General features: G+C 71.7%; 18 protein-coding genes and 1 pseudogene. 7 read left to right on the top strand and 12 right to left on the bottom strand.

From position 1 onward, the window contains the following. Nucleotides 1–66: 66 nt before the first annotated feature. From ACFYR3_RS07230 to ACFYR3_RS07245, 4 genes are all read right to left on the bottom strand, one after another. The gene (locus ACFYR3_RS07230; protein ID WP_355840139.1) at nt 67–942 is read right to left on the bottom strand and encodes a family 1 encapsulin nanocompartment shell protein; all 876 of its coding nucleotides are present in this window, start codon (nt 940–942) and stop codon (nt 67–69) included. Next, nucleotides 939–1,976: a Dyp-type peroxidase gene (locus ACFYR3_RS07235; RefSeq protein WP_389281907.1), complete on the bottom strand. Its 1,038-nt coding sequence runs from the start codon at nt 1,974–1,976 to the stop codon at nt 939–941. The genes ACFYR3_RS07230 and ACFYR3_RS07235 overlap by 4 nt, the downstream gene beginning before the upstream one ends. 119 nt (nt 1,977–2,095) lie before the next feature. Then, nucleotides 2,096–2,737 carry a DUF1345 domain-containing protein gene (locus ACFYR3_RS07240; RefSeq protein WP_355840137.1) on the bottom strand — a complete coding sequence of 214 codons (642 nt, stop codon included), beginning with the start codon at nt 2,735–2,737 and terminating at the stop codon, nt 2,096–2,098. Nucleotides 2,738–2,892: 155 nt separating this feature from the next. Beyond that, a complete protein-coding gene (locus tag ACFYR3_RS07245; protein ID WP_355840136.1) occupies nt 2,893–3,378 on the bottom strand; it encodes a PaaI family thioesterase in 486 nt (161 codons plus the stop codon). A 141-nt stretch (nt 3,379–3,519) separates the two neighbouring features. Here ACFYR3_RS07245 and ACFYR3_RS07250 point away from each other — a divergent pair. From ACFYR3_RS07250 to ACFYR3_RS07260, 3 genes and pseudogenes are all read left to right on the top strand, one after another. Beyond that, nucleotides 3,520–3,975: pseudogene (locus ACFYR3_RS07250) on the top strand (winged helix-turn-helix transcriptional regulator); the annotation flags it as partial. Between the two features lie 251 nt (nt 3,976–4,226). Continuing rightward, nucleotides 4,227–5,594 carry a diacylglycerol kinase family protein gene (locus tag ACFYR3_RS07255; RefSeq protein ID WP_355840135.1) on the top strand — a complete coding sequence of 456 codons (1,368 nt, stop codon included), beginning with the start codon at nt 4,227–4,229 and terminating at the stop codon, nt 5,592–5,594. A 140-nt stretch (nt 5,595–5,734) separates the two neighbouring features. Further along, nucleotides 5,735–6,523, top strand: coding sequence for a polysaccharide deacetylase family protein (locus ACFYR3_RS07260; RefSeq protein ID WP_355840134.1), 789 nt, complete (start codon nt 5,735–5,737; stop codon nt 6,521–6,523). 86 nt (nt 6,524–6,609) lie between these two features. Here the strand turns inward: ACFYR3_RS07260 and ACFYR3_RS07265 are convergent, their stop codons facing one another. Continuing rightward, nucleotides 6,610–7,854 carry a cytochrome P450 gene (locus tag ACFYR3_RS07265; RefSeq protein ID WP_389281909.1) on the bottom strand — a complete coding sequence of 415 codons (1,245 nt, stop codon included), beginning with the start codon at nt 7,852–7,854 and terminating at the stop codon, nt 6,610–6,612. 517 nt (nt 7,855–8,371) lie between these two features. On the opposite strand from ACFYR3_RS07265, the gene ACFYR3_RS07270 reads away from it, so the two are divergent. Beyond that, complete coding sequence (locus tag ACFYR3_RS07270; protein WP_355840132.1) at nt 8,372–8,818, top strand: SRPBCC family protein; 447 nt, start codon at nt 8,372–8,374, stop codon at nt 8,816–8,818. 313 nt (nt 8,819–9,131) lie between these two features. Here ACFYR3_RS07270 and ACFYR3_RS07275 read toward each other — a convergent pair whose 3' ends face one another. From ACFYR3_RS07275 to ACFYR3_RS07300, 6 genes are all read right to left on the bottom strand, one after another. Further along, nucleotides 9,132–10,307 (bottom strand): glycoside hydrolase family 6 protein, encoded by a 1,176-nt coding sequence (locus tag ACFYR3_RS07275; protein WP_355840131.1) that lies wholly within the window; start codon nt 10,305–10,307, stop codon nt 9,132–9,134. Nucleotides 10,308–10,546: 239 nt separating this feature from the next. After that, nucleotides 10,547–11,701, bottom strand: a complete 1,155-nt coding sequence (locus ACFYR3_RS07280; protein WP_355840130.1) for an XdhC/CoxI family protein — start codon at nt 11,699–11,701, stop codon at nt 10,547–10,549. A gap of 68 nt (nt 11,702–11,769) precedes the next feature. Then, a complete protein-coding gene (locus tag ACFYR3_RS07285) occupies nt 11,770–13,227 on the bottom strand; it encodes an NCS2 family permease (protein ID WP_355840129.1) in 1,458 nt (485 codons plus the stop codon). A gap of 283 nt (nt 13,228–13,510) precedes the next feature. Further along, on the bottom strand, nt 13,511–15,898 hold the full coding sequence (locus ACFYR3_RS07290) for a molybdopterin cofactor-binding domain-containing protein (RefSeq protein ID WP_355840128.1): 2,388 nt from the start codon (nt 15,896–15,898) through the stop codon (nt 13,511–13,513). 2 nt (nt 15,899–15,900) lie between these two features. Further along, nucleotides 15,901–16,503 carry a (2Fe-2S)-binding protein gene (locus ACFYR3_RS07295; RefSeq protein ID WP_355840127.1) on the bottom strand — a complete coding sequence of 201 codons (603 nt, stop codon included), beginning with the start codon at nt 16,501–16,503 and terminating at the stop codon, nt 15,901–15,903. After that, on the bottom strand, nt 16,503–17,393 hold the full coding sequence (locus ACFYR3_RS07300) for a xanthine dehydrogenase family protein subunit M (RefSeq protein WP_356784593.1): 891 nt from the start codon (nt 17,391–17,393) through the stop codon (nt 16,503–16,505). The genes ACFYR3_RS07295 and ACFYR3_RS07300 overlap by 1 nt, the downstream gene beginning before the upstream one ends. Before the next feature lie 408 nt (nt 17,394–17,801). Here ACFYR3_RS07300 and ACFYR3_RS07305 point away from each other — a divergent pair, with 408 nt between their 5' ends. Together ACFYR3_RS07305 and ACFYR3_RS07310 are read left to right on the top strand one after the other, a co-directional pair. Then, nucleotides 17,802–19,475, top strand: a complete 1,674-nt coding sequence (locus ACFYR3_RS07305) for a PucR family transcriptional regulator ligand-binding domain-containing protein (RefSeq protein ID WP_355840125.1) — start codon at nt 17,802–17,804, stop codon at nt 19,473–19,475. 135 nt (nt 19,476–19,610) lie between these two features. Continuing rightward, the gene (locus ACFYR3_RS07310) at nt 19,611–20,384 is read left to right on the top strand and encodes a hypothetical protein (protein WP_356784594.1); all 774 of its coding nucleotides are present in this window, start codon (nt 19,611–19,613) and stop codon (nt 20,382–20,384) included. Between the two features lie 301 nt (nt 20,385–20,685). Here the strand turns inward: ACFYR3_RS07310 and ACFYR3_RS07315 are convergent, their stop codons facing one another. Continuing rightward, on the bottom strand, nt 20,686–21,435 hold the full coding sequence (locus tag ACFYR3_RS07315) for a GntR family transcriptional regulator (protein ID WP_389282035.1): 750 nt from the start codon (nt 21,433–21,435) through the stop codon (nt 20,686–20,688). 630 nt (nt 21,436–22,065) lie between these two features. Here ACFYR3_RS07315 and ACFYR3_RS07320 point away from each other — a divergent pair. Beyond that, complete coding sequence (locus ACFYR3_RS07320) at nt 22,066–22,971, top strand: (2Fe-2S)-binding protein (RefSeq protein WP_355840123.1); 906 nt, start codon at nt 22,066–22,068, stop codon at nt 22,969–22,971. Nucleotides 22,972–23,175: the final 204 nt, after the last annotated feature.

Below are 23,175 nucleotides of genomic sequence, written 5' to 3' on the forward strand. Positions count from 1 at the left end.
GAGACGTCGGAAAAGGGAGCCGGCGGCCGGGGCGAACCCCGGCTGAGCGCCGCGCACCCGGCGAGGTCAGGCCGTGTCCGCGCTCGTGTCGGTCCACGGGTCGAGTGCCACCACGGCCTCGTCCGTGTGGACCAGGAAGGTCAGGGTCTGGCGGAAATACAGGTCGATGCCGGTGGCGTCGTGGGCCGTGTAGCCGATGGCCAGATCCTCACCGAGCCGCAGTTCGTAGTCGCCGCCCCGGGTGGTGAGCAGAAAGGCGCCTTCCATGGCGGGCGCCCAGATCAGGCGGCCGTCGAGCATCCGGCCGAGGTGGGCGGCGATGGGATAGCCGTGGTCGGAGGTCTCGCTGACCGCCGTGTACGCCTCCGCGCCCAGCAGCAGCGCGTACGGGCCCTGCACGCCTGCCAGCCGGAGGGTGCTCAGGGCATGGCTGACGGCGTCCGGGAAGTCGCGCGGCTCCGCGGGAAGACGGAGCACGGGGTTGGAGGTGCGTGCGCGAAGACCGTCGATACGGGCCGCCGTGTACCCGTTGAAGACGGTCTGGTCCTCGGCGAAGGCCATGGTGCGGGCGGCGTCCTTGACCGGTTGCCAGTCGGAGTCCTTCGCGCCCCGGTCCACGTCGTCGACGGCGGCTCGGCTCACCCTGAACGGCACCGTCAGCTCGACCAGGGGCTGTACCTGGCGCAGCCGTGCCGCGACACCGGGTGACGGCCCGTCGATGCCGGACAGGTGGCCGGTCCCCACGGCGGCGAGGCCGGGGCCGTCGGGGCCCGAGACGTCCACGGCGCGGCGGCCGGCGAGGTTGCGCCGGAAGGTGCGGCGCGCCTCGTCCTCGATCTCGTTCCACGCGGCGGGTGTGATGGGGGCGAGTTCGCGGTGCAGGTTGCCGGTGGTGAAGGCGGTGGCAGAAGCGGAGGCGGTGGCATCGGGCGTGGTCGTCATGTGCGGACTCCTTTGAGGCTGCCGATCCCCAGCGAGCCGTCCGCCGCCACCCGCACGCCGGAGGCGGCGGGGAGGTCCGCCGGCCGCTCGTCCGCCGCCTGCTCGCCCGGGGCGGCGGGGAGGTCGTCGAGGAAGTCGACGGTCGGCACGTGGAAGAGGCATCCGGTGATCGCGGTCGAGAAGTCGAGGATGCGGTCGTGCGAGGCGCGGCCGTCTCCGAGGAACATGTTCCGCAGCATCTGCTCGGTCACTCCGGGGGTGCGGGCGTAGCCGATGAAGTAGGTGCCGAACTCGCCCTCCCCCAGGGTGCCGAACGGCATGTTCTCCCGCACGATCTTGCGTTCGTCGCCGTCCTCGTCGGTGATGGTGTTGAGCGCGACATGGGAGTCGGCCGGCTTGACGTCGTCGGGCAGTTCCACGTTGGCGAGCTTCGTGCGCCCGATGACCTTCTCCTGCTCGTTCGAGGGCAGCGCGTTCCATGTCCGCAGATCGTGCAGGTACTTCTGGACGATCACGTAACTGCCGCCCGCGAAGGCGGGGTCCTCGTCGCCGATGAACACGGCGTCGGCGGCCGGACGGCCCTCGGGGTTCTCGCTGCCGTCGACGAATCCGAGCAGGTCCCGGTCGTCGAAGTACTTGAATCCATGGACCTCGTCGACGACCGTGACCGCGCCGTCGAGTCGTTCCACGATCAGCCGGGCGAGTTCGAAGCAGAGGTCCGTCCGGCGGGCCCGGAGGTGGAACAGGAGGTCTCCCGGCGTGGACGGGGCCCGGTGGCGCCTGCCCGCCAACTCCACGAAGGGATGCAGCTCTTGGGGGCGAGGCCCGCTGAACAGCCGGTCCCAGACCGTCGATCCGATACCGACGACACAGCCGAGGTCGTCGCCGGGTGCCCGGAAGGAGACGGAACGGCGCAGTCCCGAGACATCCTCCAGCAGGCTACGGACCGTGTCCTCGTGCCCCGGCGTGACGGTGACCACGAGGAACACGGTGGCCCTGGCCGGTCGGGAGATCACAGCCTGTGGCTCGGCCAAGAGTCGGCCTCCTCATGAGACGCGGAGGTGTCCGTCGTACGCGGACCGGTCGGTTCTTCCTCCCATCCTGCTTCGTCCTCCGACAAACCGCACCAGAACCAGGCGAACCGTCGATGCCGTCAGCCGCCCACGAGTCCCACGACGACGTTGATGGCCGTGGCGAGAATGCTGGTGCCGAACACGTACGACAGGAGGGAGTGCCTCAGCACGATCGAGCGGATCTTCGAGCTCGAGACGCCGGTGTCGGACACCTGGTAGGTCATTCCGAGGTTGTAACTGAAGTAGAAGAAGTCGCGGTACGCCGGGGGGTTGTCCGTGTTGAAGTCGATGCCGCCGCCGGCCTCGTAGTACACGTAGGCGTAACGGGTGGCGTACATCAGATGCAGGGCCGACCAGGCCAGGAACACCCCGCACAGGGCGGTCACGGCCGCGGCGTGGCCGTTGTCGGACTTGCCGCGCAGGAGCAGCAGCACGATGGCGAACAGCCCGCACAGGGCGACCGCGACCACCACGAGTTCGTCGGTCAGCGGCCGGAAGTCCTCGCGTCGCGCGTTGTCGCGGGTGGCCGTGGCCGTCATCGGCCACAGCACCGCCCAGCCCGCCAGGACGAAGAACAGCTCCGTGGCGGCAATCCCGGCCAGCAGACCCAGAAAGACGTCGGTCGACAGTCCGACGACCGCGCCGACCGCGGCACCGAGGACCACCGCGCCGATCAGGCGCGGCACGGCATCCCGGGGCAGGCGCGGCAGGGTCTTCCTCATATGCCGCCACGGTATCCCGCGGGACCGCCCGTCGGCCCGGCGGAACACGTCGCCCCGGCCGAGGGTGACGGCACCGCTCGGCGCATCACCCGTCCTCATCCTCGGACGAGGAACAGCGGGCAGCGGGCAGCAGGCAGCAGGCAGCAGGCAGCAGGTCAGACGGGGAACAGCAGGCAGCTGCTCGTGGTGTGGGCGAGCAGCCGGTCGGCCGCGTCGAAGAGCTCCGCCTGGGCGAGGGCCGTACGGCGGCCGCTGTTGAGGACGGTGCCGACCGCGCGGACCTTGCCGGTGTCCAGGGTGATCGGCCGCAGGAACTTCACGTTCAGGTCGAGTGAGGTGTATCCGGTGCCCCGGGGCAGCACCGTCTGCACCGCGCAGCCCGCCGCGGAGTCGAGCAGGGTGGCGTAGATGCCTCCGTGGACGCTTCCGATCGGGTTGTAGTGCTCCTCCCCCGGAACCAGGGCGAAGACCACCCGGCCGTGCTCGACCTCTTCGAGGGTCATGCCGAGGGTCGCCGAGATCGGCGCTGCGGGGAGCCGTCCGGCCTGCACCTCACGGAGGAAGTCGAGACCGCTGTACTGGCCGACGGCGGCCGCGGAGACGGCCGGGTCCTCCCAGTCGTACTTACGAGACCTGCCCATGGCGCTGCCACTCTCCCTGTTCCTCGGCGATCCGGTTCCGTGTTCTTCGGCGATCCGGTTCCGTCCCTCTGACTCTGCTTTTCGAAGCTAGCCAGCGCGACCCCTGGCTGTCAATCTCACAGTCAGCCTACGATGGGGCGCATGACGTGGCTCGACACAAGTACCGAGAACTGCACGGTCCAGCGGACACTCGACCTGGTCGGCGAGAAGTGGTCGATGCTGGTGCTGCGGGACGCGATGAACGGCGTACGGCGCTTCGACGACTTCCGGCGGCATGTCGGGCTCTCCGAGAGCGTGCTGGCGGACCGGCTGAGGAAGCTGGTCGCGGCCGGGATCCTGGACACGGTGCCGTACAGCGAGCCCGGCAGCCGCACCCGGTACGAGTACCGGCTCACCCGCAAGGGCTGGGAACTGTGGCCCGCCATGATCGCCCTCAAGCAGTGGGGCGACCGCTACACGGCGGATCCCGAGGGCCCGCCCCTGGAGGTCGTGCACGCGGACTGCGGCGAGCAGGTACACACGGTCGTCGTGTGCGGCGCCGGGCACGGCGCGCTGATTCCGCCGGAGGCACGCACCCGCCCCGGCCCGTCGGCGAGGCACGCGGACCCCGCCGTCGGCCGACCGGCATCCGGACGGGGAACGGGCCGGGAGGCGAGCCAGGAAACGGGCCGGGACACAGGCCGCCTCGTGGTGCCGGAGCCCGGCTCGTGACAGCGTGACCCCATACGGGCCGTTCCGGCACGTCGGCCATGGTCGTCCACCCCACGGATGCCAGGTTCGCGTGACGGATGGAACGGTGCCTCCCGCCCGGTGACCGCGGCGCGCGAGGGCCGACCAGTGGAGGAACGATGAGCACGGATACGGGGCCGCCGGCCCGCGAACGGTGGGCGGCGAGAGCCTCGCTGACATCGGCGGCGCTCGCCGTGGCACTGCCGCTCGTCTTCGGAGGCGTACGCGGGTTCCTGCTCCTCCTCGCCGCCCTCGCCGGCATGGCCGTCGCGGCGGCGGCGCTGTGGTGGATGCTGACCCTGCGCGGCCCGGTGCGCTGGATCGCGGGGCTGCTGGCGGTCGTCGTGCCCATCGCCGTCATCGTGGTCCTCGCGGTGACGCTGCTGTGGACCCTGCTGCTGTCCCCCGTGCTGTGGATCGTCGCCGTGTGGAGCGGCCGATACGCGCTGCGGAGCGCCCGCGGCCGGGTCCGGCCCATGAAGGAGCGGCGCACCCCACCGCCGCTGCGGCCGTTCGTCCTCATGAACCCCCGGTCCGGTGGCGGCAAGGTGGAGCGGTTCGGTCTCGTGGAGAAGGCCGAGCGACTCGGCGCCCGCGTCGTCCTCCTCGACCCGGAGCACCACCAGGACGTCACCGAGCTGGCCCGGGAAGCGGTCGCGGACGGAGCGGATCTGCTGGGCGTCGCGGGCGGCGACGGGACACAGGCTCTCGTCGCGGCCGTCGCCGCCGAACACGGTCTCCCGTTCCTCGTCGTCTCGGCCGGCACCCGCAACCACTTCGCCATGGACCTCGGCCTCGACCGCGCCGATCCGGCGACCTGCCTCGACGCGCTGAGCAACGGTGTCGAACTCCGGGTGGACCTCGGCTTCGCCGGGAAGCATCCCTTCGTCAACAACGCCTCGTTCGGCGCGTACGCGGCGGTCGTCCAGGATCCCGCCTACCGGGACGACAAGATCGGCACCATCATGCAGCTCCTTCCGGACCTGCTCACCCGCCAGCGCGGACCGCGGCTGACCGCCCGGGCCGCCGGCACGACGCTCGACGCGCCGCAGGCGCTGCTGGTGAGCAACAACCCCTACCGCACGGACGATCCGGCCGGTCTGGGCCGCCGCGAGCGGCTCGACTCGGGGCTGCTCGGCATCCTCGGCGTCAAGGTGGACAGCGCGGTCGAGGCCGCCGCCCTGCTGCTCTCCCCGGACCCGCAGGGACTGTCGGTCCTCACCGCGCTCGAAGTGGTCGTCGGCGCCGACAGCGACGAGCTGGAGGTCGGCATCGACGGCGAGGCCATGATCCTGCCCACCCCGGTGCACTGCCGCGTCGAACCGGGCGTGCTCCGCGTCCGCGTCCCGAAGAAGCGGCCGGGTGTCCCCACGGTCCAACCCGCCCTGGACTGGCGGCGACTGCTCGCCATGGCGATGCTCGTGAGCCGCACGGCCGGCGTACACCGCCCCGGCCACAAACCGAGGCCGGAGCAACGGCCGGATTGACGGCCGGAGCAACGATCCGACCACTCGTGAGCACCACCGAACGGCGCGGCAAGGACTCCTGACGACCTCAGCCGATCAGCGCGTTTACGCAGCTCACAGTGCTATACATCGAGTGTATACACCCCATATATAGTCGCCGCATGCCTTCTCTGACCAGGAAGATGAAAAGACCGGCGACCAGGTTCCGCGCGGCGGCCGCGATCTCCGCCGCCGTCGCGCTGACCCTGCCACTGACGGGGTGCACATCCATGAAGACCACAGCGCCGAGCGCCGCGAGGGCGCAAGCGGGCGCCGCCGGACGGGCCGCATTCGGCACGGTGGACTGCCGAAGGGCCAAGTGCATCGCCCTGACCTTCGACGCCGGGCCGAGCGAGCACTCGGCCCGACTGCTCGACATCCTCAAGGAGAAGAAGGTCCAGGCGACCTTCTTCCTGCTCGGCAAGCGGCACATCGAGAAGTACCCGGAGCTGGTGCGGCGCATGGCCGACGAGGGCCACGAGGTGGCCAGCCACACCTGGGACCACAAGATCCTCACCCGGATCTCGCCGGCTGAGATACGAGAGGAACTGCGCCGTCCGAACGAGGAGATAGAGCGGCTCACCGGGCACAAGCCGACGCTGATGCGGCCGCCGCAGGGCCGGACGAACGGCACGGTGCAGAAGATCGCGCGCGAGCAGGGGCTCGCCGAGATCCTGTGGAGCGTGACCGCCAAGGACTACCGGACGAACGATTCCGGCCTGATACGCGAGCGCGTCCTGCAGCAGTCCTCCCGGGACGGGATCATCCTGCTGCACGATCTCTACCCGGGCACCGTACCCGCGGTACCCGGGATCATCGACGCGCTGAAGGAGCGCGGGTACGTGTTCGTGACGGTGCCGCAACTGCTGGCACCGGGGAAGGCCGAGCCCGGTACGGTGTACCGCCCCTGACGGTCCATAACTCTCGAAGGGGCCGCCCGTTCGCTCCCGAGGTCGACTCCCCAACCACCGCTCCCGCGCCCCATCCTGACTGGTGATCAGCTCCAGCGCACGGGCAGCGTCCGATAGCCGTGGCCGATGAACGACTCGGCCAGGCGCGCCGGACCCCGCGAGGTGTCCGCGCTCAGGGCGGGAAAGCGCTCGAAGAGTGCCGGGAGCGCGATGGAGGCCTCCAGCCGGGCCAGTGGCGCGCCGATGCAGTAGTGGACGCCGTGGCCGAAGGCGAGATGCTCCTTGTCCACGCGGGTGATGTCGAAGCGGGCCGCGCTCTCGCCGTGTCGCAACGGGTCACGGCCGGCCGCCGCGTAGGTCGCCAGGATCGCGTCACCGCGCGGGATCAGGGTGCCGTCGGGGAGCTTGATGTCCTCGACGGCGTAACGGAGCGGGAGGTTGGCGATCGAGGGGTCCCAGCGCAGGGTCTCCTCGATGACCTCGCCCCACGCAATCTCGCCGGCGAGCACGCGGGCGAGCTGGTCGGGGTGGGCGAGCAGGGCGTGGACCGCGTTGCCGATGAGGTTCACGGTCGTCTCGTGGCCCGCGCCGACGACGAGGAGGAGGGTGTCGATCAACTCGGCCTCGGCCAGCTGGGATCCCTCCTCGTCGCGGGCCGCGATGAGCGCGGTCGTCATGTCGTCGCCCGGCTGCTCCCGCTTCGACTCGACGAGCCCCGCGAGCAGTTCGTGCACCTCCCGGTAAGTGGCCATGGCCTGCTCGGGGGTGAGGGTGGTGTCCATGTTCGCCTCGATGAGGCGCGCGATGTCGGGCCGCTTCTCCTCCGGCAGGCCGAACAGTTCGCAGATCACCCGCATCGGAAGCGGGTGCGCGTAGGCGGACCGGAGGTCGGCCCGGTCGCCGGGTGCTTCGGCCATACGGTCGAGCAACTCGGCGGCGATCTCCTCGATCCGGGGCCCCAGCGCGTCCGTACGCCGCTTCGTGAACGCGGGAGAGACGAGCTTGCGCAGCCTGCGGTGGTTGGCGCCGTACGCGGTGAACATGTTGGTGACGCCGACCCAGAGGCCGACCCAGCTCTCGTGATGGGCGCCGTCGATCCAGGCGGGCCAGTGCTGGTTGGGGTCCTTGGAGACCCGTTCGTCGGCGAGGAGCTGTTTGAGCGTCTCGTACCGGGTCGGGAACCAGGCCGCTATCCCGCCCGGGAGTTCGACGAGGGCGGCGGCGGGGGCGGCTCCCGTGTCGTGCGGGGTGCGACGGAGGCCGCGTAACCGCTGGGCCTCCCCGTGGATGTCGGCACCTGTGGGGTCGATGACGAAGGGCTGGTCCGGCACGCGGGCTCCTGTCGCGGGAGTGGCACCAGTCGAGGTGCGGTTCTCGGGCAAACGGTGGATCACGTTCGGCCGCATCGTAACGGGTGGACCTCCGGACCGGGGAGCACAGAGAGAGCGCTCAACACGCCTGCTGCGCGGGGGAGTCGAGCGGGCCCCGGTCAGGAGTCCCGACAAGAGGGGCTGGTCGGGGCAGCGGCGCTCCCGGCCGAAAGGGTCCGGTCGGGGCAGCGGGGCTCGCGGCCGCACGGTGGGCGGGACGGCGGAGCCGCAGAACACTCCCGTCCAGCATTGGCGTCGGGCCTGCGGGCCTGCTGGACGCACCCTCCCGATGGGTGTCGGGGCCCGTGCGATCAGGACCCCGTACGCCTTCAGCGGCCTGGTGACCAACTCCCCGCGTGGGCAGGGCGGCATTGCCCGCCGACCGGAGGAAGAGGCTGGGGCGAAGGCGGCCGATTTCATCCGGTTGCGGGAGAGTTCACCTTCGGTTCGACGGCCTTCGGGCGCCTACGATCACGCCGTGGTCCTCTTCGTCCTGGAACGCGTGTCCCGGCACTCCGTCGCCGAGAGCTGGCGGCGTCTGACCGACTGGCCCCGGCACGCGGACGTCGTCCCGCTGACCCGGGTCACCGTGCGCACACCGCCGCCGACGCGGGAGGGCACGGTGTTCGTGGCGCGGTCGGGGCTCGGGCCGCTCGCCTTCGACGACCCGATGGAGGTCGTCGCGTGGCGGCCGCCCGTCGACGGAGGCCCAGGGACGTGCCGGCTGGTCAAGCGCGGCATGTTCGTCACGGGCTGGGCGGAGTTCGAGGTGCGCCCGACGGACGGCGGCGGCTGCGGTTCGCGGGTCGTCTGGCGGGAGGATCTGAGCGTGCGCGGGCTGCCGGGATTCACCGATCGGCCGCTGGGGTGGTCGGCACGGTGGATGTTCGGGCGGGCGATGGACGGGTTGCTGGGGCTGGGGTGAGAGCGGCGCGGTCAAAGTGACAGCGGCAGGGGCGGGGGGAGCGGCGGGGGTCGGGGGAGAGCGCCCGGGGACAAGGTGCGAGCGGCGGGGTCAAGGTGAGAACGGCGGGGTCGGGGGGAAAGCGCGGGGGCCGAGGGGAAAGCTGCGGGGTCGGGGGGAAAGCGCCGGGGGTCGAGGGGAGAGCTGCGGGGTCGGGGGAAAGGGGCGGGGTCGAGGGGAGAGCGGCGCGGGCTGAGGGGAAAGCGGCGGGGGGCGGGGTGAGAGCGGCGGGACGCGGCCCAGAGGTCGACGCCCACACCCCGTCCCGTATCCGTCAGCCCTCCGGAAGAAGGGGCGGATTGGCCAACTGGGCGAGTTCCAGGGCCTGTTCCGGGAACCAGTCCCCCGCCTTCGGGTCGACCGTCCCCCGCTCCGGGTCCTCGGGCCCCGCCGTTCCGCGCAGACAGAGCCCGTCCGACTCACCAGGCGTCTTGATCCACAGTCGGGCGTCCTGGAGCGGGTCGCCGGTGCGCAGCGTGGGGCGGGCGCCGAGCCCCCGGTCCGGCGGGTTGCACCAGTCCTGCGCGTCCGTGTACTTGCCCGTGGGCGGGGTCCAGGTGCCCCGGCCGTTGCGGCTGGAGTCCGTGACGAAGTGCTTCATCCGGGACGGCGACGTCCGCACGTGCGCTTCGAGCCAGGCCTGCGCGTCGACGCGCGGCCACCACTGGTTCGGGCAGTCGGCGACGTCACCACCGCCGTCGGCGTAGGCCAGACAGGACGAAATCAGCTTGCCGTACCAGGAGTTGGCGTCATCGGTTTGGTAGTTCGAGGCGTTGGTGTAGAAGCCGGAGGCCCGGGCCACCCCGCCCTCGATCAGGCGCGGCACAATGGAGTTGACGGTGTGCCAGCCAGGGTGCCCGGTGTCGAGGTAGACCCGCGTCCCGGGCAGTGGTTCCAGGGCGTCGACCGCGTAGTTGACCTCGGTGTACCGCGCGGCGGTCTTCGTGCCCTGTGCGTCGTCCTGGCCGCAGTCGGAGGGCAGCAGGGCGAGGGCGTCGGGTTCGAGGGTGACGATCGCGTCGCCGCGCCCGATCCCTCGCCCCACGGCGTCGATCCACGCCTGGTACTCGGCGGTGTCGGCGGCGCCGCCCGCGGAGTAGTTGGAGCAGTCCCGGCCGGGGATGTCGTACAGCGCCAGCACGGGAATCGCGTGGTCACGGCCCGCGTCGCGCACCACCGTGCGGACCAGTCGCTCCACCTCGGCCGGTGTTTCATCGCCGAACCACACGGCCTGCGGGGTGTTCACCATCGCCAGGAGGCCGGCCGCGTCGCGGAACCGGCCGGCCCGGGCGAGGCCGAGGGCCTGCTGGTACGCCGCCGGGTTGGGGTCCGGGACGTACAGCGACGGTCCGCGGTCCGTGGACTGCGCGGCGTGCGCCGGGGGTACCGCGAAGAGGGCGGCCAGCCCGACGGACAGGGCGGCGAGCCATGTGTGGGTACGTCGTCTCATGCGCGTTCACTCCTGGTTCGCAACGGTCACGAGGGACTTGCGGGAGCGCTCCCACAGGAGATTCGCCGAGAGGCATGCCTGCGTCAATACAAGACACAGAAGAACACGCGCAGAAACAGTGGACAGGCCCAGAAGACGAGCCGGAAGGAGAAGACGAGCCGGGGAGGAGACGAGGAGCCGGGATGAGTAGGCACCGATGACCGATGCTGGTTCCGCCCCCCCCCTCCCGCAACCGTCTCTCAGGCCACCGACCCGATCCGCCGCGCCGGAACCGAGGACGCGTCGTGATGGATGGGCGTGTGCGCCCCCGTGAGGGAAACCCCGCTGCCCCCGCGCCGGTCGGCCACGATCTCCGAGGCGATCGACAGTGCCGTCTCCTCGGGTGTGCGCGCCCCGAGGTCCAGGCCGATCGGTGACCGGAGGCGGGCCAGCTCCATCTCGGTCACGCCGACTTCGCGCAGCCGCTCGTTGCGGTCCAGGTGGGTGCGGCGGGAGCCCATGGCGCCGACGTACGCCACCGGGAGCCGCAGCGCGAGCCGGAGCAGCGGGACGTCGAACTTGGCGTCGTGGGTGAGGACGCACAGGACGGTGCGGGAGTCGACCTCCGTGCGCTCCAGATAGCGGTGCGGCCAGTCCACGACGATCTCGTCCGCGTCGGGGAAGCGGGCCGCCGTCGCGAAGACCGGGCGGGCGTCGCACACCGTGACGCGGTAGCCGAGGAACTTGCCCATGCGGACCAGGGCGGAGGCGAAGTCGATGGCGCCGAAGACGATCATGCGCGGGGGCGGGACCGACGACTCCACCAGGAACGTGAGCGGTGCTCCGCAACGAGAGCCCTGCTCTCCGATCTCCAGGGTGCCGGTGCGGCCCGCGTCCAGTTGGGCCGCCGCCTCGCCCAGGACCGTACGGTCGAGTTCGGGATGGGCACCGAAGCCGCCCTCGTACGAGCCGTCGGAGCGCACGACGAGGGCGCGGCCCATCAGTTCGGCGGGCCCGCTCACGACGCGGGCGAGTGCCGCCGCCTCCCCGCCCGCCGCGGCGGCCAGCGCGGTCGCGAGCACCGTCCGGCGGGCGGTGTCCCGCGAGCGGACCGGGGTGACCAGGATGTCGATGACGCCGCCGCAGGTCAGGCCGACCGCGAAGGCGTCGTCGTCGCTGTAGCCGAAGCGTTCGAGGACGGTCTCGCCGTCCTCCAGCGCCTGCCGGCACAGTTCGTAGACCGCTCCTTCCACGCAACCGCCGGAGACCGAGCCGATCGCCGTGCCGTCGGAGTCGACGGCGAGGGCGGCGCCGGGCCGGCGGGGCGCGCTGCCGCCGACCGCCACCACGGTGGCGACGGCGAAGTCGCGGCCCTGCTCGACCCACCGGTGGAGCTCTTCGGCGATGTCCAGCATCTCTCGGTCTCCTTGGCTGTTTGTCTGCCTGTCCGCTTGTCTGCGGTTGCGTGGAAGGGGCGCGGGCGTCAGTGGACGCCCAGCCAGCTCTCGATCGGGTTGAGCGCGAAGTAGACGAAGAAGACCGCCGTCAGACCCCACATGAAGGCCCCGATCTCCCGGGCCTTGCCCTGGGCGATCCTGATGGCGACGTAGCTGATCACGCCGGCCGCCACGCCCGCTGTGATCGAGTAGGTGAACGGCATGATCACGACGGTCAGGAAGACCGGGACGGCGGTGGCGCGGTCGGCCCAGTCGACATGGCGGGCGTTCATCATCATCATGGCGCCGATGACCACCAGGGCCGCCGCCGCGATCTCGCCCGGGACGATCGCCGTGAGCGGGGTGAAGAACAGGCAGGCCGCGAAGAAGAGGCCGGTGACGACGGCGGAGAGGCCGGTACGGGCACCTTCGCCGACGCCGGTCGCGGACTCGACGAAGACCGTCTGACCGGAGGCGCCGGCCACCCCGCCGACCGCTCCGCCCGCGCCGTCGATGAACAGCGCCTTCGACAGGCCCGGCATCCGGCCCTGGGCGTCGGCGAGTCCGGCCTCGGTGCCGACGCCGATGATGGTGGCCATCGCGTCGAAGAACCCGGCGAGCACGAGCGTGAAGACGATCATGCCGACCGTCATCGCGCCGACCTGGCCCCAGCCGCCGAACTCGACCTTGCCGAAGAGCGAGAAGTCCGGCATCGAGACGGCGCTGCCGTGCAGTTCGGGGGCGCCGCCGGCCCATTGCTTCGGGTCGATGACCCCGGCGGCGTCGAGGACGACGGAGACGACCGTGCCGGAGACGATGCCGATGAGGATCGCGCCGGGAATGCCGCGCGCCTGGAGCATGAAGATCAGCAGCAGGGTGGCGGCGAAGAGCAGCACCGGCCAGCCGGCGAGTTCGCCGGTGGGGCCGAGGGTGAGGGGAGTCGCCTTGCCCTGGTGCACGAAGCCGGCCTTGACCAGGCCGATCAGCGCGATGAACAGGCCGATGCCCATGGTGATGGCGTGCTTGAGCGCCAGCGGGATCGCGTTCATGATCATCTCGCGCAGCCCGGTGACGACCAGGAGCATGATGACCGCGCCGTACAGCACGCACATGCCCATGGCCTGCGGCCAGGTCATCTGCGGGACGACCTGCGAGGAGAGCACACCGGACACCGAGAGTCCGGCGGCGAGGGCGAGCGGCACCTTGCCGACGAACCCCATGAGCAGTGTGGTGAAGGCCGCCGCGAACGCGGTCGCGGTGATCAGGGCCTTCTGGCCGAGCATGTCCCCCGCCACGTCCTTGCCGGACAGGATGAGGGGGTTGAGCAGCAGGATGTACGCCATCGCCATGAAGGTGGTGACGCCGCCGCGCACCTCACGCGCGATCGAGCTTCCCCGCTGGGATATGTGGAAGTACCGGTCGAGCCAAGACCGTCCCGCCGGAACGCGGCTGCCCGCGCCCGCGTCCTGCGCGGTGGTCTTCGGCTCCAGTGACTGCTGGGTCATGTGGGCCTGCTCCCAAGGTTCAAAGGGGCACCCGGACAGCCGTCCTGACGGCTGGTCAACCGCGAGAGCGGTTGCGGGATTTGGGATGGTGCTTGGGCCGCACGACCCGGGGGACGGCCCGGGACGAACGTGAAGAACGATGTGAACTCTGCTGCGGTACGTGCCTGTTGCTTACTGCTCCCTGCTGGGTCCCGGTTCCGCGAGCGGTGCGGTGACCGGGTGCTCCGGGCGGCGCGACGAAGTGTGACGTTCCCGGCGCCGACCGGAGAGAACTGCCCGGCGCCTACGCGGTACCCGTGAGGTGTTCGGGGCGTACCGGCGTCCGGTCGAGCTCCAGACCCGTCGCGTTCCGGATCGCCGCGAGGACGGCCGGGGTGGACGACAGGGTCGGGGCCTCGCCGATGCCACGGAGTCCGTACGGGGCGTGGTCGTCGGCGAGTTCGAGCACATCGACGGGGATGGTCGGTGTGTCGAGGATGGTGGGGATCAGGTAGTCCGTGAAGGAGGGGTTGCGCACCTTCGCGGTCTTCGGGTCGACGATGATCTCCTCCATGACCGCGATGCCCAGGCCCTGGGTGGTGCCACCCTGGATCTGGCCGATGACGGACAGCGGGTTGAGGGCCTTGCCGACGTCCTGGGCGCAGGCCAGTTCGATGACCTTGACCAGGCCGAGTTCGGTGTCCACCTCGACGACGGCGCGGTGCGCGGCGAACGAGTACTGGACATGGCCGTTGCCCTGGCCGGTGCGCAGGTCGAAGGCCTCGGTCGGACGGTGCCGCCACTCGGCCTCGATCTCGACGGCCTCTCCTTCGAGCACGTCGGCGAGATCGGCGAGGACCTCGCCGCCGTCGGTGACGACCTTGCCGCCCTCCAGGAGGAGTTCGGCGGTGGCCCACGCGGGGTGGTACGTGCCGAACTTGCGGCGGCCGAGTTCCAGGACCTTCTCTCGGACCAGCTCGCAGGAGTTCTTGACCGCGCCACCGGTGACGTACGTCTGACGCGAGGCGGACGTCGAACCGGCGCTGCCCACCTGGGTGTCGGCCGGCTGGATGGTCACCTGCGCGACGCCCAGTTCGGTGCGGGCGATCTGCGCGTGGACGGTGACGCCGCCCTGGCCGACCTCCGCCATCGCGGTGTGCACGGTGGCGACCGGCACACCGCCGACGACCTCCATTCGGACCCGTGCGGTCGAGTAGTCGTCGAAGCCCTCGGAGAAGCCGACGTTCTTGATGCCGACGGCGTACCCGATCCCGCGGACGACGCCTTCGCCGTGCGTGGTGTTGGACAGACCCCCCGGCAGCTGTCGTACGTCGGCGTCCTCGCCCGCGGAGAGCCACTGCTGCTCGGGCGGCAGCGGCATCGCCTTGACGCGGCGCAGGAGTTCGGCGACCGGGGCCGGCGAGTCGACGCGCTGCCCGGTCGGCAGGAGCGAGCCCTGCTCCATCGCGTTCAACTGACGGAACTCGACCCGGTCCATGCCCACTTGGTCGGCGAGCTTGTCCATCTGGGCCTCGTAGGCGAAGCACGCCTGGACCGCCCCGAAGCCGCGCATGGCGCCGCAGGGCGGGTTGTTGGTGTAGAGGGCGATGGCCTCGATGTCGACGTCCTCGACGACGTACGGGCCGACGCTGAGCGAGGAGGCGTTGCCGACGACCGCCGGGGAGGCCGAGGCGTAGGCGCCGCCGTCCAGCACGATCCGCGCCTTCATGTGCGTGAGCCTGCCGTCCTTGGTCGCCCCGTGCTCGTAGTACAGCTTGGCGGGGTGGCGGTGGACGTGTCCGAAGAAGGACTCGAAGCGGTTGTAGACGATCTTGACGGGCTTGCCGGTGCGCAGGGCCAGCAGGCAGGCGTGGATCTGCATCGACAGATCCTCGCGGCCTCCGAACGCGCCGCCGACGCCGGAGAGCGTCATCCGGACCTTGTCCTCGGGCAGACCGAGCACCGGGGCGATCTGGCGCAGGTCGGAGTGCAGCCACTGGGTGGCGATGTACAGCTCGACTCCGCCGTCCTCCGAGGGCACGGCGAGGCCGGACTCGGGGCCGAGGAAGGCCTGGTCCTGCATGCCGAAGGTGTACTCGCCCCGGACGATGAAGTCGGCCTTCTTCGCGGCCTCTTCGACGTTGCCGCGGACGATCGGCTGGCGGTGCACGATGTTCGGGTGCGGGACGTGGCCGATGTGGTGGTCCCGGCGCCCCTCGTGGACGAGGATCGCGTCGGGCGCGGTCGCGGACGCCTCGTCCGTGATGACCGGCAGCTCCCTGTACTCCACCTTGATCTTGGCGGCGGCGCGGCGCGCGGTCTCCGGGTGGTCGGCGGCGACGATGGCGACGGGTTCGCCGTGGTGGCGGACCTTGCCGTGCGCGAGAACCGGGGTGTCCTGGATCTCCAGGCCGTAGTTGCGCACCGCGGTGGGCAGGTCGTCGTACGTCATGACGGCGTACACACCGGGCTGTGCGAGGGCCTCGGAGGTGTCGATGGACACGATCTCGGCGTGCGCGACCGTGGAGCGCAGGATCTGGCCCCACAGCATGTCCTCGTGCCACATGTCGGAGGAGTACGCGAACTCGCCGGTGACCTTGAGGGTGCCGTCCGGGCGGAGGGTGGACTCGCCGATGCCGCCCTTGGTCCGGGAGCCCTGCGTGATGTTCGTGGGTGTACCGGTCGTTCCCATGGTCAGACCGCCTCGGACTGCCGGGCGGCCGCGAGGCGGACCGCGTCCATGATCTTCTCGTAGCCGGTGCAGCGGCACAGGTTGCCCGAGAGCGCCTCGCGGATGTCCGCGTCGGTCGGGTTCGGGGTGCGCTCCAGCATCTCGTCCGCCGCGATCAGCAGACCCGGGGTGCAGAAGCCGCACTGGACGGCTCCGGCGTCGATGAACGCCTGCTGGATGGGCGCGAGTCGCGTGCCCTCGCCGGTGTGCGAGTCCTGCCCCTTGGCCGCCCAGCCCTTGGCCTCGTCGAGGGAAATCCCGTTCCCCTCCGGGGTGTTGCACGCGTCCGCGGCGCAACCTCCGTGCTCCGCCCGCTGTTCGGCGAAGTCGGCGAGCCCCTCGACGGTGACGACCTCGCGGCCCTCGACCTGGCCCGCGGCGACCAGACACGAACACACGGGCACGCCGTCCAGCCGGACGGTGCAGGAGCCGCACTCACCCTGTTCGCAGGCGTTCTTGGAACCGGGCAGACCGAGACGCTCGCGCAGGACGTACAGGAGGCTCTCGCCCTCCCAGACGTCGTCGGCCTCCTGCCGACGGCCGTTGACCGTGAAATTGACACGCATTACGCGACTCCCTCCGTGCGGGCGGCGGTGCCGCGGTACGACTCCCACGTCCAGGTCAGTGTGCGGCGGGCCATGACGCCGACCGCGTGGCGGCGGTAGCTCGCCGTACCGCGGACGTCGTCGATCGGGTTGCAGGCACCGGAGCACAGAGCGGCGAACTGCTTGGCCACCGACGGGGTGATGATCTTCCCGTTGTCCCAGAAGCCGCCCTCGTCGAGCGCCGCGTTCAGGAACTCCTCGGCGGTCTTCGCGCGGACCGGGGTCGGCGCGGCCGAGCCGATGCCGGTGCGGACCGTACGGGTCTCGGGGTGCAGGGCCAGGCCGAAGGCGCACACCGCGATCACCATCGCGTTGCGGGTGCCGACCTTCGAGTACTGCTGCGGTCCGTCGGCCTTCTTGATGTGGACGGCGCGGATCAGCTCGTCGGGTGCCAGCGCGTTGCGCTTCACGCCGGTGTAGAACGCGTCGATCGGAATCAGCCGCGAGCCGCGCACCGACTCGGCCTCGACCTCGGCGCCCGCCGCGAGGAGGGCGGGGTGGGCGTCGCCGGCCGGGGACGCGGTGCCGAGGTTGCCGCCGACGCCGCCGCGGTTGCGGATCTGCGGGGAGGCCACGGTGTGGGAGGCGAGGGCCAGCCCGGGGAGCTCGCCGCGCAGGTTCTCCATGATCTGGGTGTACGGGACGGAGGCGCCCAGGCGCACGCTCCCCTCGCCGACCTCCCACTCGCTCAGCTCTCCGATGCGGTTCAGGTCGAGTAGGTACTCGGGCCTGCGGTGATCGAAGTTGATCTCGACCATCACATCGGTGCCACCCGCAATCGGCACAGCGGTGGGGTGCTCAGCCTTGGCGGCGAGCGCCTCCTCCCAACTGGCGGGGCGAAGGAAGTCCATGAGTGGCTCTCTTCATTCGTATCGTGGGTCGTTCTGATCAAGCCAGATCGTGTGCGGGCGGCCCGGCTCGTTCATGAGGTGTTTACGCGGAGTGGGGCCAGTACACAGCCGCGTCCCGCACCGGGGTCAGTCACCGAAACCATGAAGGAGTTGGCTGGCCAGCGCGTGCATCTTGTAGATTCGTATGAACCGAGGTCATCAGCAACCTCTTCGGTTTTTTCTGGAAACTTTGAGAACAGTCCCGGAAACAGTGAGCACAGCTCTCGAAAGCCCAGGACACAGGCCCACAGGGGCCGGGACCACCGATCCTCGGAACCCACGGACCGGCTCCGTGGAGCCCGGGGACCGCCGGCGGGCCTCACCACGTATCCATCGTAGATTTCGAGACAAAGAACGGCGGCGACGAGAATGCGGCTGCGCGCACTGCTGGACACCGACGCGCTGGGCCTGCGGCTGCTCGGCGGCGAGGACGAGCTCGACCGCACCGTACGCGGTGTGATGACCACCGACCTCAAGGACCCGAGCCGCTACCTCTCCGGCGGCGAACTGGTCCTCACCGGCCTCGCCTGGCGGCACGACGCCGAGGACTCCGAGCCCTTCGTCCGCATCCTCGCGAGCACCGGGGTCGCGGCCCTGGCCGCCGGTGAGGCGGAGCTCGGCGACATCCCCGACGACCTGGTCGTGGCCTGCGCCCGGCACCGGCTGCCGCTGTTCGCCGTGAACGAGTCGGTCGCCTTCGCCACGATCACCGAACACGTCGTGCGCCAGGTGTCGGGCGAGCGCGCCGGGGATCTGGCCGCCGTGGTCGACCGGCACCGGCGGATGATGACCTCGGGCCCGGCGGGCGGCGGCCCCGACGTGGTCCTCGATCTGCTCGGCAGCGACCTCGACCTGCGTGCCTGGGTCCTCTCGCCCGCCGGCCGGCCCATCGCGGGCTCGAAGGTCGCGGGCGGCGCGCTGCCCGCGGACACCTGCGCCAAGCTGGCCGCCGAACATCTGGCGGCGGCCCGCACCGGGCGCCGCGGACCGCACCGGGTGACGGTGGGCCCGGCGATGTACTCGCTCTTCCCGATCCGCTCGTCGGTGCGTGCCGCGGGCGCCTCCCGGGACGTGCGCGAGACGGTGCTCTCCGACTGGCTGCTCGCGGTCGAGGCGGACGCCGGGGACTGGCCCGAGGAGCGGCTCGACCTGCTCCAGGGCGTCACCCAGCTGATCGCGGTGGAACGGGACCGGCGGGACGCGGCGCGCACGGTTCGGCGGCGGCTCGCGCAGGAGGTCCTTGAACTGGTCCAGGCAGGGGCGGCGCCCGCCGAGATCGCGGCACGGCTGCGCGTCGCGGCGCCGGTGCTGCTGCCCGGCCTGGGAGCGGCCCCGCACTGGCAGGTCGTCGTGGCACGCGTCGAGTGGGACGGCGGCGAGATCGAGGGCGGCCCGGTCGCCCAGGCGCTGCTGGAGGAGATCCTCGTGGACCCGCTGTCGCCGGGGCCGGAGCACTCCGACCGGATCGCCGTCGCCCACACGGGGGACGAGGCGGTCGCGCTCGTACCCCTTCCGGCGGTCCCCTCCGACGAGGAAGGCCCGGAGCCCGGCCTGCACGCCGACACGCTCCTGGCGGCCGTACGGGACCCGCTGTCGGCCGGCCTGAACGACGACGGGCGGCTCACGCTCGGCGTCAGCGCCGCCGTCCACTCGGCGGAGGGGCTGCGCGGCGCCCTGGAGGAGGCCCGGCACGCCCGCAGGGTCGCCGCGGCGCGCCCCGGGCGGGTCTGCGCGGCCGGACACCAGGAGCTGGCCTCGCACGTCCTGCTGCTGCCGTTCGTCCCGGACGACGTACGCCGTGCCTTCACCGCCCGTCTGCTGGACCCCCTGCGCGAGTACGACGGCCGGCACCGCGCGGAGCTGATTCCGACCCTGGAGGCGTTCCTCGACTGCGACGGCTCCTGGACGCGCTGCGCCGCCCGTCTGCACCTCCACGTCAACACGCTGCGCTACCGCGTCGGCCGTATCGAGCAGTTGACGAGTCGTGATCTGTCGCGCCTGGAGGACAAGTTGGACTTCTTCCTGGCACTGCGGATGAGCTGACCTCAGGAGCCCCGGGTGGGCCGCGCGCATCCAATGACTTTGTGAAATCCTTCACCCACCCTCTTGGCCGGGCCCGGTGATCCGTGCTGAGATGCCACCACTCAACAGCTCAATGGTGTGCTCGGGGAGGGCAACGTGGCGCATACCGCCATGTCTGGTACCGGAACGACTGCAGGGGACGATCCACTCCAGACCGCGGTATGGCGGCTGCGCTCGCGCGCCTGCTGGGCCGACGCGGCGGCGCTGATCCAGCCGCGCACGGCGGGGGCCGCCCTGCAGAGAGCGTCGCTCCTGGTCGAGCGCTGTCTCTACACCGAGCAGGGCTGGGCCGAGGCGGAGGACGCCCTGCGTACCGCCGAGGCGCTGGCGCAGAGCGACGACGAGCGGGGCGCGGCGGCCTGCGAGCGGGGCCAACTCGCCTACGCCGCAACGCTGCTGACCGTGCGCGACCGGGCCGACGAGGCGCGTGCGGCGCTCGGCCGGGCCGCGGCGCTGCTCGCGCCGGGCGCGCCGGGCAGGGCCCTGCTGGACTTCCGGCGCGGGCTGCTCGCCGAGAACCTCGCGCACGCCCCGCAGGCCGCCCGTGCGGCGTACCGGCGGGCGCACGCGGGCGCGACCGCCCAGAACGACGCACTGCTGCTGTCCTTCACCTGGCGGCATCTCGCCGGACTCGCCCTGCGCGAGGGGGAGTTGGCGGAGGCACGGCACGGCTTCGCCGAATCCCTCAGGATCCGCGAGGAGTTGGGGTACCTCGTGGGTACGGCACCGGCGCTGGCGTCCCTGGCCGACGCCGAGGTCGAGCCGGAGGCGTCGCGGCTGCGGGCGGAGGCGGGACGGCTGTTCCGGCTGCTCGGGGGCGTGCCCATCTGGCTGGCGGGCCAGCTGACTCCGCCCGCGGCGACGGCCTGATCACGCACGGGCGGGCGGACGCTCCGCCCGCCCCGGGCACCAGCCGCCGCGGGCACCGGCCGCGGGCACCGGCCGTTCGGGGCAAGCTCCAGTTGTCCGGCAGGGATGCGTACGGCCCGCACGGCCCTCGCGGCACGGATGTGAGGGCCCGACCGGCACGGACGCGTACGGCCCGACCGGCACGGACGCGTACGGCCCGACCGGCACGGACGCGTACGGCCCGACCGGCACGGGATACGTACAGCCCGTGCCGGCCGCCCCGCCGAAGAGGCGGGCAGGCGGGCGGGACGAGCCGGGCTCTTCAGGACGCGCCGGTGAAGTGCTCCCGTACCAGGGCCTGGACGACCGTCAGATCCTCGGCGATCAACGCCTCCAGCAGCGCGGTGTGTTCGGCCGCGTCCGCCACCAGGTCGGCGCGGCCCCGGGAGACGGGACCGCCGACGAGGGGCCACTGGGCGCGGCGGTGCAGATCGTCGGCGATGCGCACCAACTGCGCGTTGCCCGCGAGCGCGAGGACCGCGCGGTGGAACGACCGGTCGGACTCCGCGTAGGTCGCGCGGCAGCCCGAGGACGCGGCCCGCACGGTGGCCTCGGCGAGCGGGCGCAGCTCGGTCCAGCGGGCGGCGGGCACGGTGCGCGCGAGCCGGAGCATCACCGGGACCTCGATCAGGCCCCGGATCTCGGCGAGTTCGGCCAGTTCCCGGGTGCCGCGCTCGATGACGCGGAAGCCCCGGTTGGGTACGACCTCGACGGCGCCTTCCAGGGCGAGTTGCTGCATCGCCTCGCGGACGGGCGTCGCGGACACCCCGAAGCGCTCGCCGAGCGCGGGTGCCGAGTACACCTCGCCGGGGGCGAGTTCACCCACGACGAGCGCCGTGCGCAGGGCATCGAGGATCTGCCCACGCACGGAGGCACGCTGCACGACGGGCCGGGCGGCTTCGGCACGTACGGCGGGGCGGGCGTCGTCGCCGCGTCCGGGGCGGACGTTCTCGGCACGTACGGCGGGGTGGGTTTCCTCGGCGTGCGCGGGGCGGGTGTTCTGCCCGCGCAGGGCAGGACGGGTCTCCTCGGCGCGCGCGGGCCGGACGTTCTCGTCACGCACTCGGGGGCGAGCTTCTTCCACCTGCACGGGGCGGGCGGTCTCCGCGCGTACGGCGGGACGCGTCTCGTCGACGTGTACGGGCCGGACGTTCCCGGGGCGTGCGCCGTCCGTGCCTGCGGCGGGGCGGGTGTCCTCGGTGCGCGGGTGCGGGATCGGCGTCTCACTGTGCGTGTGCTCGCCGCGGGCCGAGGCCACGGCGGGGCCGCCACCCGGCCCACCACCTGACCCACCATTCACCGACCCACCGTCCGACCCACCACCCGGCCGGGCACCGGGACAGTCGCCCGGGACTCCCGCGGGGACCACCCTCGCCCGGCCCAGGTCCGCGGGCCCCGGCTGCGGCGGAACCCGGAAGGCGCTCGCTTGGATGTCCGGGTCCCATGACCCGGCGGAGCCGTGCGCGCTGCGCGGACCGGCCTGCTCCACGGGTCCTCCTCCGGGTCGGTGGTACTTGGGGTCATGGTGTCGGTTGTTACTCGTCCGTCAAGCACGATAGGCGCACATGGCCTCAGTTCAAACACCCGCGAGGCGGGGTAAGGTAAGGCTTACCTGCTAACGATCGTGAAGCGATGGTTCCGCATGTCCGCTCCCACCCTGTCCGCCGACGCCGGCGCAAGCACCCCGGCCGACCCGGCGGCCCGCCCCGGCACGCCACCCGTCGCCGCGTCGGCCGTGGCGGACGCGTACGCGCGGCTGAGTGAGGTCTTCCCCGGACTGGGCGTCACCGAGCTGGCCGCGGGCGAAGCGGCCCCGCGGGGCCCGGGCTGGGCCCCCGCCGCCCGGCTCGCGGAGGGCGGCCCCGACCTCGACGCGTTCCTCGCCTGGGACGAGGGCCAGGTGGTCCGGGACCACGGCCGACGGGCACGGCCCGATGTCGTGGCGACTTTCGGACTGCACCGGTACGCCTGGCCGGCCTGCCTGCTGATCACCGTGCCGTGGTTCCTGCTGCGCCGGGTTCCGCGCCTGCCAGTGGAGGACGTCACATTCAAGCGTGAGGCCGGCCGGATGGCCGTCCGCGTCACCACGTTCGCCTGCCTGCCGGACGACCCGGCCGCCACACTGCCCGGCGCCAGGGTCGTACCGGACGAGGAGGCGCTGCGCGCGGAGGTGCGGGCCGCCGTGGCCGAACACCTGGAGCCGGTCCTCGGCGGGTTCGGGCCGCGGATGCGACGGCGCGGCCGGGCACTGTGGGGCATGGCGACCGACGAGATCGTCGAGGGCCTCTGGTACGTCGCCCAGCTGTTCGGCGAGGAGCGGCGTGCGACGCGCGAGCTGGAGCTGCTGCTGCCCGGCTCGACGCGGCCGTACGTGGGTTCGGCGGCCTTCCGCGAGCTGACCGGTCCGGACGGGGAGTCGCTGCCCACCCGGGACCGGGTGAGCTGCTGCCTCTTCTACACACTGCGCCCCGCGGACACGTGCGCCACCTGCCCGCGCACCTGCGACGCGGACCGGATCACCAAGCTGACGGCCGCCGCGGCGAGTTGAGACTCCCGGCGCGAGCACCTGCCCCGATGCGCCCGGCGCCCGTCACCGATCGCGGCCCCTCGGACCGCCCACAGATCACAGGTGCTTCACAAATTCCTCACTTGTCACGGGAACTCTCCGTGGAACCATCCTTACGGGTAGTCTTATTCGTACTCAACTCCCGTCCCTCGCGCGGCAGTTCGAGCAGAGAGTCGCCCTGCGTAC

Origin of the sequence: Streptomyces sp. NPDC005784 (genome assembly GCF_042871525.1) — a bacterium.
Classification (GTDB): domain Bacteria; phylum Actinomycetota; class Actinomycetes; order Streptomycetales; family Streptomycetaceae; genus Streptomyces.